Source organism: Amycolatopsis sp. SID8362 (assembly GCF_010550475.1).
In the GTDB taxonomy this organism is placed as follows: Bacteria; Actinomycetota; Actinomycetes; order Mycobacteriales; family Pseudonocardiaceae; genus Amycolatopsis; species Amycolatopsis eburnea.
The window spans coordinates 1-9,170 of the sequence record NZ_JAAGNB010001265.1; the positions used below are offsets into that span (position 1 = coordinate 1).

Annotated in this window: 9 protein-coding genes; 6 read left to right on the forward strand and 3 right to left on the reverse strand. The window is 71.0% G+C overall.

Annotated elements, in window-relative coordinates; genetic code table 11:
• The 4 genes from G3I65_RS39000 to G3I65_RS39015 all read left to right on the forward strand — a co-directional run.
• Positions 1-1,105, forward strand: a 1,105-nt coding sequence (locus G3I65_RS39000) for an ABC transporter ATP-binding protein (RefSeq protein ID WP_160700530.1), incomplete at its 5' end; no start/stop codon positions are given.
• Positions 1,102-2,025: an ABC transporter permease gene (locus G3I65_RS39005; RefSeq protein WP_160700531.1), complete on the forward strand. Its 924-nt coding sequence runs from the start codon at positions 1,102-1,104 to the stop codon at positions 2,023-2,025. The genes G3I65_RS39000 and G3I65_RS39005, both read left to right, overlap by 4 nt.
• 27 nt (positions 2,026-2,052) lie before the next feature.
• Complete coding sequence (locus tag G3I65_RS39010; protein ID WP_160700532.1) at positions 2,053-2,526, forward strand: hypothetical protein; 474 nt, start codon at positions 2,053-2,055, stop codon at positions 2,524-2,526.
• Between the two features lie 18 nt (positions 2,527-2,544).
• Positions 2,545-3,285 carry an enoyl-CoA hydratase/isomerase family protein gene (locus G3I65_RS39015; protein ID WP_160700533.1) on the forward strand — a complete coding sequence of 247 codons (741 nt, stop codon included), beginning with the start codon at positions 2,545-2,547 and terminating at the stop codon, positions 3,283-3,285.
• On the opposite strand, the gene G3I65_RS39020 is transcribed toward G3I65_RS39015, so the two are convergent.
• Positions 3,282-3,782: an SRPBCC family protein gene (locus G3I65_RS39020; protein ID WP_160700534.1), complete on the reverse strand. Its 501-nt coding sequence runs from the start codon at positions 3,780-3,782 to the stop codon at positions 3,282-3,284. The two genes, G3I65_RS39015 and G3I65_RS39020, sit on opposite strands and share 4 nt — an antisense overlap.
• A gap of 235 nt (positions 3,783-4,017) precedes the next feature.
• On the opposite strand from G3I65_RS39020, the gene G3I65_RS39025 reads away from it, so the two are divergent.
• Positions 4,018-5,409, forward strand: coding sequence for a S28 family serine protease (locus G3I65_RS39025; RefSeq protein WP_160700535.1), 1,392 nt, complete (start codon positions 4,018-4,020; stop codon positions 5,407-5,409).
• A 58-nt stretch (positions 5,410-5,467) separates the two neighbouring features.
• Positions 5,468-5,851, forward strand: coding sequence for a VOC family protein (locus G3I65_RS39030; protein WP_160700536.1), 384 nt, complete (start codon positions 5,468-5,470; stop codon positions 5,849-5,851).
• Between the two features lie 30 nt (positions 5,852-5,881).
• Here G3I65_RS39030 and uvrB read toward each other — a convergent pair whose 3' ends face one another.
• Both uvrB and G3I65_RS39040 read right to left on the reverse strand, forming a co-directional pair.
• Complete coding sequence (uvrB, locus tag G3I65_RS39035) at positions 5,882-8,038, reverse strand: excinuclease ABC subunit UvrB (RefSeq protein ID WP_163046827.1); 2,157 nt, start codon at positions 8,036-8,038, stop codon at positions 5,882-5,884.
• 46 nt (positions 8,039-8,084) lie between these two features.
• Positions 8,085-8,690: a carboxymuconolactone decarboxylase family protein gene (locus G3I65_RS39040; protein WP_160700538.1), complete on the reverse strand. Its 606-nt coding sequence runs from the start codon at positions 8,688-8,690 to the stop codon at positions 8,085-8,087.
• Between the last annotated feature and the right edge of the window lie 480 nt (positions 8,691-9,170).

Genomic DNA, 9,170 nt, shown 5'->3' on the forward strand with positions numbered 1-9,170 from the left:
GGCCTCGCCCGCGGTCTTCCGGATCGCGCTGGCGAGCGGGACCGCGCTGGCCGTGCCGGTCGTGCCCGGGACGTCGGTCGGCTCGCCGGCCCCGATCGGTCAGCTGGTCGGCATCGGCGTGACGCTGGCGATCGGCCTGGCCGCGGTGCTCTTCGCGGCGCTGCGGCGGCGCCGGGCCACCGATGTCGACCCGGAACTGGCCACGACCCCGCTGGTCATCGAGGGGCTGCGCAAGCAGTACGCAGGCGGGTTCGTCGCGGTGAAGGACCTCTCGTTCCGCGTCGAGCCGGGCCAGGTGCTCGGCCTGCTCGGGCCGAACGGCGCGGGCAAGACGACCACGTTGCGGATGCTGATGGGCCTGATCACGCCGACCGCGGGCACCATCCGCGTGTTCGGGCACAAGATCACCGGGGGCGCGCCGGTCCTGTCCCGGATCGGCTCGTTCGTCGAAGGTTCCGGGTTCCTGCCGCACCTGTCCGGCCGGGAGAACCTGGAGCTGTACTGGGCTTCCACCGGCCGTCCGGACGAGAAGGCGCACTTCGCGGAGGCGCTGGAGATCGCCGGGCTCGGTTCGGCCGTCGAACGCCGCGTGCGGACGTACAGCCAGGGCATGCGGCAGCGGCTGGCGATCGCGCAGGCGATGCTCGGCCTGCCGGAGCTGATGGTGCTCGACGAACCGACCAACGGGCTCGACCCGCCCCAGATCCACCAGATGCGCGAGGTGCTGAAGCGGTACGCCGCGACCGGCCGCACCGTGGTGGTGTCCAGCCACCTGCTGGCCGAGGTCGAGCAGACCTGCACGCACGTCGTGGTGATGCACCGCGGTTCGCTGGTGGCCTCGGGCGAGGTCGGCGAGCTGGCCGCGGCCGGTGGCGAGGCAACGTTCCGGGTCGACGACCCGGCGGCGGCCGCGGCGGCGCTCAAGGCTCTCAGCGGCGTCACCGACGTCGACGTCGAGGGCGAGTTCGTGCACGCGAACCTCGGCGAGCTGCCGCGGGCCGAAGGCGTGGCCGCGCTGGTGCGCGCCGGCGTCGCGGTGGAGCAAGCCGGGCCGAGGCGCCGGCTGGAAGACGCGTTCCTGCAACTGGTCGGAGATGAGTCATGAGCGAGGGTGTGCACACCGATCCGCACGCGCTCGACGAACTGAGCGACGTCGCTTCGGCCGAACACGCCGGCGTCGGGCCGGACGGCGCGGTCGAGGGCTATTCGGCGCGCCGGACGCTGCGGCTCGGCGTCGAGCTGCGGCGCCAACTCAAGCGGCGGCGCACGCAGTTCCTGCTCGGGTTCGTCGCGATCCTGCCGTTCATCCTGGTGATCGCGTTCGAGCTCGGGCAGTCGAACCCGAACCGGCGCAGCGGCGGGTTCGTCGACCTGGCCACGGCGTCGGCGCCGAACTTCGTCGTGCTGGCGCTGTTCGTGTCCGGGACGTTCCTGCTGCCGATGATCGTGGCGCTGTTCTTCGGCGACACGATCGCGAGCGAAGCGTCGTGGTCGAGCCTGAAGTACCTGCTGGCCGTGCCGGTGCCGCGGCAGCGGGTGCTGCGGCAGAAGGCGATCGTGTCCGGGCTGCTCTCGGCGTTCGCGCTGGTGCTGCTGCCGGTGATGTCGCTGGTCGTCGGCCTGATCTGGTACGGCGCGGGCGACGCGATCAGCCCGACGGGGGACGCGGTGTCCTTCGGCGACAGCCTGCTGGCCATCGCACTGTCCACTGTGTACATCATCCTGCAGCTGGCGTGGGTGGCCGGGCTGGCGCTCGCGCTGAGCGTGTCGACCGACGCCCCGCTCGGCGCGGTCGGAGGCGCGGTGCTGGTGGCGATCCTGTCGCAGATCCTCGACCAGATCACCGCGCTGGAGGGGCTCCGGAACTACCTGCCGACGCACTACGCGTTCTCGTGGATGGACCTGATCTCGACCGACGTCGACTGGACCAACCTGGCGAGCGGCCTGCTGTCGGCGGTGATCTACGGGACGGTGTTCTTCCTCTACGCCGGGCGGCGGTTCGCTCAAAAAGACATCACCAGCTGACGCCCGCAACCGGCGTACGCTGCGGAAATGACCACCGTGGTGGAATGGCACCAGCCGCCCGCGCCGCTGGTGAAGACGCTCAACGTGGTGCTGCGGCGGGTCCTGCCCAGTCCGCTCGGCCGCGGCGTCCGCGAGTTCATGCTGCTCGCGTTCGCCGGCCGCCGGACCGGGCGGGCCTACCGCGTGCCGGTGACCGCGCACCGCGACGCCGAAGGCCTCTACGCGCTGACGCCCGCGGGCTGGCGGGCCAACTTCCGCGGCGGCGCCGACGTCTCGGTGACGTACGCCGGCCGGACCACGCCGATGCGCGGCCTGCTCGTCGAGGACGAGGCGGCCGTCGCGCGGACCTACCTGACCCGGATCACCGAGCTGGGCCTGCGCCGGGCCGGGCGGGAGATCGGGCTGCGGTTCCCCGCGGGCCGGCTGCCGACCCTGGACGAAGTCGCCGAGCTGGCGCGCCGCGAGCACTTCGGCGTCGTCCGGTTGAGCGGGCAAACCTGAGCCGTTACGGTCGGCCCCGTGCCGATCACGCTGGAGAGCCACCAGGACATCGCCGTGCTGCGGATCGACCACGGCGGCGGCAACACCCTCGACACGGACTCGTGCCGCGAGCTCGTGCTGCGGCTGGAGGAGGTCGAGCAGGCCCGCGCGGTCGTGCTCACAGGCACCGGACGGGTCTTCTCCGCGGGCGTCGACCTCAAGCGGGTCGACGACGGGGGCGCCCCGTACGTGTCGCGGTTCCTCCCGCTGCTGTCGGACGCGCTGCTGGCGGTGTTCGGCTGCCCGCGTCCGGTCGTCGCCGCGCTGAACGGGCACGCCATCGCCGGCGGTGCCGTGCTCGCCGCCGCGTGCGACCACCGCGTGCTCGGCACCGGCACGATCGGCGTGACCGAGCTGCTGGTCGGGGTGCCGTTCCCGCTGGCCGCGCTGGAGATCCTGCGCTGCGCCTACGGCACGGCCCCGCTGCCGTCGCTCACCTACGCGGGTTCGACGTACGGCGGCGAGGACGCGCTCGCCCGCGGCCTGGTCGACGAGCTGGCCGCGCCGGACGAGGTGCTCGACCGCGCACTGGCCGTCGCGACCCGGCTCGGCGACCTGCCGGCCGAGGCGTTCGCGCACACCAAGGCCCAGATCCGGCAGCCCTTCCACGAGCGGATCGCCGAGTACCGCCACTCCGACGACCCGGAGGTCGAACGGCAGTGGCGGTCACCCGCCGCGCTGGCCGCCGTCAAGTCCTATGTGGACCGCGTGCTGCGTTAGGCGCGCACGCCGCTTTCGGCGAGGGCCTTGATGCCTTCGACGGTCTTCTGCATGTTGGCCTGCAGCTCGCCGAGGCGCATCGCGACGATCTCGTCCTCGTGCTCGGGCATCGAGCCGATGATGGTCGTCAGGTTGGACGGACCGGGGCCGATCTGGGCCCACTGGCGCAGGACGGTGCCGTCGCCGTCCGGGATCATCTCGAACTTCCACGACGCGGCGGGGTTGGTCACGTCCATCACGGCCCACGCGAACAGCCGCCCCGGCTCGTAGCCGGTCACCGTCGAGACCGTCTCCCACTCCCCGGCGACCGGGTGGGAGTTGCGGCCGCGGAACCGCGCGCCCAAGCCGGGCTCGGAACCTTCGACCCAGCCGCCGCCCTGGAACTCGTTCGAGAACCGGGCGGGCAGGTCGACGTCCAGCAGCCAGGACCAGACCTCGTCCGGTGACGCTTCGATGCGGACTTCGACCTGCGTCGTAGGACAGTCGGAAACCTTCATGGCGGACCCCTCGCTCGATGCCGGTGCCTACGGCTTCGGACGGTAACGTGGCGCCGATCACGCGGACAACTCGCACGGTGCCCGCGACCGCGCACGGTTGAGGACGCCGACCCGCCGCCGGCCGCACCCGCCGAAAGTCGGGTCCTCACCGGATCTGCGCCCGGACAGCCGATTGCCGACCCCGGCCGGTTCTGTGAGGGTCCCACAGAAGGTCTTGAGCCGGGGAGGGTGCTCGATGCGCAGACTGTTCACCGCAGGCGCGGTCCTGCTGGCGATGGCGGGCCTGGCCCCGGCCGCCGCGGCGGCGCCGGACATCAAGGCCGAGTTGCAGAAGATCCCGGGCCTGACGATCACGTCGGAGGACCCGGCCCCGGCCGGCTACCGGTTCTTCAAGCTCACCTACACCCAGCCCGCCGACCACCGCCACCCCGGCGCGGGCACGTTCCAGCAGCGGTTCACCCTGCTGCACCGCGACTTCACCGCCCCGACGGTCGCCTACACGAGCGGCTACAACGTCAGCGGCTCCCCCAACCGGTCCGAGCCGACCCAGATCGTCGACGGCAACCAGCTTTCGATGGAGTACCGCTACTTCACGCCTTCGCGGCCGGAGCCGGAGAACTGGGCGAAGCAGCTGACGATCTGGCAGGCCGCCGCGGACGAGCACCGCGCGGTCCAGGCGTTCAAGGCGATCTACCCGGGCAAGTGGCTGGCGACCGGCGGCAGCAAGGGCGGCATGACGGCGACGTACTTCCGCCGCTTCTTCCCCGACGACGTCGACGCGACGATCCCGTACGTCGCCCCCAACGACGTCATCGACCCGGTCGACGTCTACAACCGGTTCCTTTCCCGCGTCGGCGACGACCCGGCGTGCCGCGACGCGCTGAAGGCGATCCAGCGAGACGCGCTCAAGCGACGTGACGAGCTGGGCGTGATCGCCGCGGCCGACGCGGCCAGTCGCGGATTGACGTTCTCGATCGTCGGCTCGGCCGACAAGTCCCTCGAGATCTCGGTGATCGACTCGTACTTCGCGTTCTGGCAGTACCAGAAGCAGGCGGACTGCGCGACGGTCCCGAAGGCGGGCGCACCCGCGGCGGAGGTCTACGCCTGGTACGAGAAGGTGGAGAGCCTCAACACGTACTCCGACCAGGACCTGGCGCCGTACATCCCGTACTACTACCAGGCGGCGGTCCAGCTGGGCTCCCCCGAGGCGTACGACGGCTACCTCCGCGACCTGCTGCGCTACCCGGGCGCCGACCAGCCCAAGACGTTCGTGCCGTCGTCGATCCGTCTCCCCCGCTTCGACTACGCGGCCATGCCGGACATCGACTTCTGGGTGAAGTCCCGCGGCCAGCGGCTGCTGTTCGTGTACGGCTCGAACGACCCGTGGGGCGCGGAGCCGTTCGAGCTGGGCTTCGGCAGCCGCGACTCGTACCGCTACTACGTGCAGGGCGGCAACCACGGGTCGAAGATCGCCCAGCTGCCCCCGTCCGAAGCCGCGGCGGCGACGGCGACGATCCGCCGTTGGGCCGGCTTGCCGACGGCTTCGGCGTTGACGGCTCGTAGCGCGCCGGCCGGGTTCCCCGAGTTCGACGCGGACCTCACCCTGACGGCGCGGCCACGGCTGTAGCTTTCGCCGGGCCGGGCGTAGTCTCACGGCACCTGACGGCCCGGCCCGAGGAGGCGCCATGCCTCGTCCCGTCCACTTCGAGATCCACGCGGGCGACCCCGATCGCGCGGTGGCCTTCTACACGAGTGTGTTCGGCTGGAAGTTCGAACGCTGGGGCGAGGCTCCGTACTGGGTGATCTCGACCGGCGAAGGCAACGGGATCGACGGCGGGCTCCTGCCCCGGCAGGGCCCGGCCCCCGAGGCGTCGGCGCCGGTGCACGGGTTCGTCAACACGATCGCCGTGACCGATCTTGACGCGTCGCTCGATGCCGTCACCGATGCCGGCGGGACGCTGGCCTTGCCGAAGAACCCGGTTCCGGGCGTCGGGTGGCTGGCCTACTGCAACGACACCGAGGGCAACGTCTTCGGCCTGCTGCAACCGGACGAGAGCGCCACCGCCTGAGGTCGAGCCACGACCTCGGGCGGCACCCGGCTATTTGATGCCGGCCGCGTCCATGCCCCTCAGCTCCTTCTTCAGGTCGGAGATCTCGTCGCGCAGCCGGGCCGCCAGCTCGAACTGGAGGTCGCGGGCCGCCTGCATCATCTGGTCGGTCATCTGCTGGATCAGGTCCGCCAGCTGGGCGCGCGGCATCGCCGAGACGTCCTTGTCGACCAGCATCCCCGAGCTGCGCACCCGGTCGCCCTGCTCGGGCTTCTTGCCCCGCGAGGAGTTGCGGCCCGAGCCGCCGACCGAGACCTGCTCGGTGTCCTCCGCCTCGCTGTACACCCGGTCGAGGATGTCCGCGATCTTCTTCCGCAGCGGCTGCGGATCGACCCCGCGTTCCTTGTTGTACGCGACCTGCTTCTCGCGGCGGCGGTCCGTCTCGTCGATCGCGTGCCGCATCGAGTCGGTGATCTTGTCCGCGTACATGTGGACCTCGCCCGACACGTTCCGCGCCGCGCGCCCGATCGTCTGGATCAGCGACGTCCCGCTGCGGAGGAAGCCTTCCTTGTCCGCGTCGAGGATCGCCACCAGCGACACCTCGGGCAGGTCGAGACCCTCGCGCAGCAGGTTGATGCCGACCAGCACGTCGAAGTCGCCCGCCCGCAGCTGCCGCAGCAGCTCGACGCGCCGCAGCGTGTCGACCTCCGAGTGCAGGTACCGCACCCGGATCCCCAGCTCCAGCAGGTAGTCCGTGAGGTCCTCGGCCATCTTCTTCGTCAGCGTGGTGACCAGGACGCGCTCGTCCTTCTCCGCCCGCTCGCGGATCTCGTGCACCAGGTCGTCGATCTGACCCTCGGTCGGCTTCACGACCACCTTCGGGTCGACCAGGCCGGTCGGCCGGATGACCTGCTCGACGAACTCGCCGCCGGCCTGCCCCATCTCGTACGGCCCCGGCGTCGCCGAGAGGTACACCGTCTGCCCGATCCGGTCGGAGAACTCCTCCCAGGTCAGCGGCCGGTTGTCGACCGCGCTCGGCAGCCGGAAGCCGTACTCCACCAGGTTCCGCTTCCGGGACATGTCGCCTTCGTACATGCCGCCGATCTGCGGGACCGTCTGGTGCGACTCGTCGATCACCAGCAGGAAGTCCTCGGGGAAGTAGTCGATCAGCGTCGCCGGCGCGGAACCCGCCCCGCGGCCGTCGATGTGCCGCGAGTAGTTCTCGATGCCGGAGCAGAACCCGACCTGCCGCATCATCTCGATGTCGTAGGCCGTGCGCATCCGCAGCCGCTGCGCCTCCAGCAGCTTGCCCTGCTTTTCCAGCTCCGCCAGGCGTTCTTCGAGTTCCTTCTCGATGCCCTGGATCGCCTTTTCCATCCGCTCCGGGCCCGCGACGTAGTGCGTCGCCGGGAAGATCCGGACCTCGTCGACCTCCTTGACGATGTCCCCGGTCAGCGGGTGCAGGTAGTAGAGCTTCTCGACCTCGTCGCCGAAGAACTCGACCCGGATCGCGAGTTCTTCGTAGGCCGGGATGATCTCGACCGTGTCGCCCCGCGCGCGGAACGTGCCGCGCGCGAACGCGATGTCGTTGCGCGTGTACTGCACGTCGACCAGCGCGCGCAGGAAGACGTCCCGGTCCAGCTGCATGCCGACCTCGAGCTTGGACGACCGGTCGAGGTACGACTGCGGCGTGCCCAGGCCGTAGATGCACGAGACACTCGCGACCACGATGACGTCCCGCCTCGACAGCAGGTTCATCGTCGCCGAGTGCCGCAGCCGCTCGACGTCGTCGTTGATCGACGAGTCCTTCTCGATGTAGGTGTCCGTCTGCGCGATGTACGCCTCGGGCTGGTAGTAGTCGTAGTAGCTGACGAAGTATTCGACCGCGTTGTGCGGGAACAGTTCGCGCAGTTCGTTCGCCAGCTGCGCGGCGAGGGTCTTGTTCGGTGCCATCACCAGTGTCGGCCGCTGGACGCGCTCGATCAGCCACGCCGTGGTCGCCGACTTGCCGGTGCCGGTGGCGCCCAGGAGCACGACGTCCTTCTCGCCGGCGTTGACCCGGCGTTCGAGCTCGTCGATGGCCGCCGGCTGGTCACCGGCGGGCTGGTAGTCACTGACCACCTCGAAGCGGCCGCCGGTCCGGGGGATCTCCGAGACGGGCCGGAAGTCGGACTGGGCGAGCACGGGGTGTTCGGTTGCGAAAGCCACGTCGACCAGAGTACGACGCACCACCGACAATTTCCGTCGGCCCTGGTCAGGAGGGTCGGAACACCGTCACGGACGTCACTTCGCCGCCGGTCACGGAGCAGTGCAGCACGGCCCCGGGGACGTCGTCGGCCCCGAAGCAGGAGACCAGGACGCGGTCCGGCCCGGTCGCCTGTGCTTCGGTGCGCGGGAACGCCGCCAGCACCTCGGCGACCTCCGCCGGGGGTTCGGCGAGGTAGGCCAGCACCACCTCGCGCGGGGCGGGCGGCGGCGGGATCGGCAGCCCGTGGCCTTCGAAGAGGCGGTTCAGCTGGTCGGCCGCCGAAACGGCGCGCGGGAACCCGGCGAACGCGGCCGTCTGGACGACCACTTCGCAGACTTCGGCGGGCGACAGCCCCGAGGCGAGGCCGGTGCGCAGGTGGACGCTCAGCGGCGGCCCCACCATCCCCGCCGCGACGATCGCGGCCAGCGTGGCGGCTTCGCGGGTCCGGCTGTCGAGCGCGGGACGTTCGTGCAGGTGGCCGTAGACGGTGCCGACGGCCAGCTCACCCAGCGCCGGGACGGTCGCGAACAGCGCGTCGAGCCGTTTCGCGCCGTCTTCGACCAGCTCCGCGAAGTTCTCGCGGCCCCGGTCGTGCAGGTCGTCCATCGTCATCCCGCGCCCCCTTCAGCAGCTGCAGTCGCAACAGGAGCAGCACTCGCAACACCCGTCACAGCCGGCGCAACCGCCGCAGTCGCAGCCGCCGGTCGAGTTCGGTTTCCCGCTCCACGGCCCAGGATAGGGATCGCGGCAGCAGAACTGGCAGGTGCAGCACATGTAGGGAGTGAGGGCGCAGCCGAGGAAGAAGTTGCGCTTCTTCGGCGGGACGGCGAACTTCGGGTACCAGAGGCCGCCGCCTTTGCCGTCGAGGGACTCGGGGCCGGAGGAATCGCCGGGGCCACCGGGTCCGCCCGGACCACCTGGACCACCTGGGCCACCGGGTCCGCCCGGACCACCTGGGCCTCCCGGACCGCCGGGTCCACCTGGACCCCCAGGCCCGCCTGGGCCACCGGGCCCACCCGGACCACGGCCACCGGGGCCTCCCGGACCGCCAGGGCCACGGCCGCCGGGCCCACCCGGGCCACCGGGTCCACG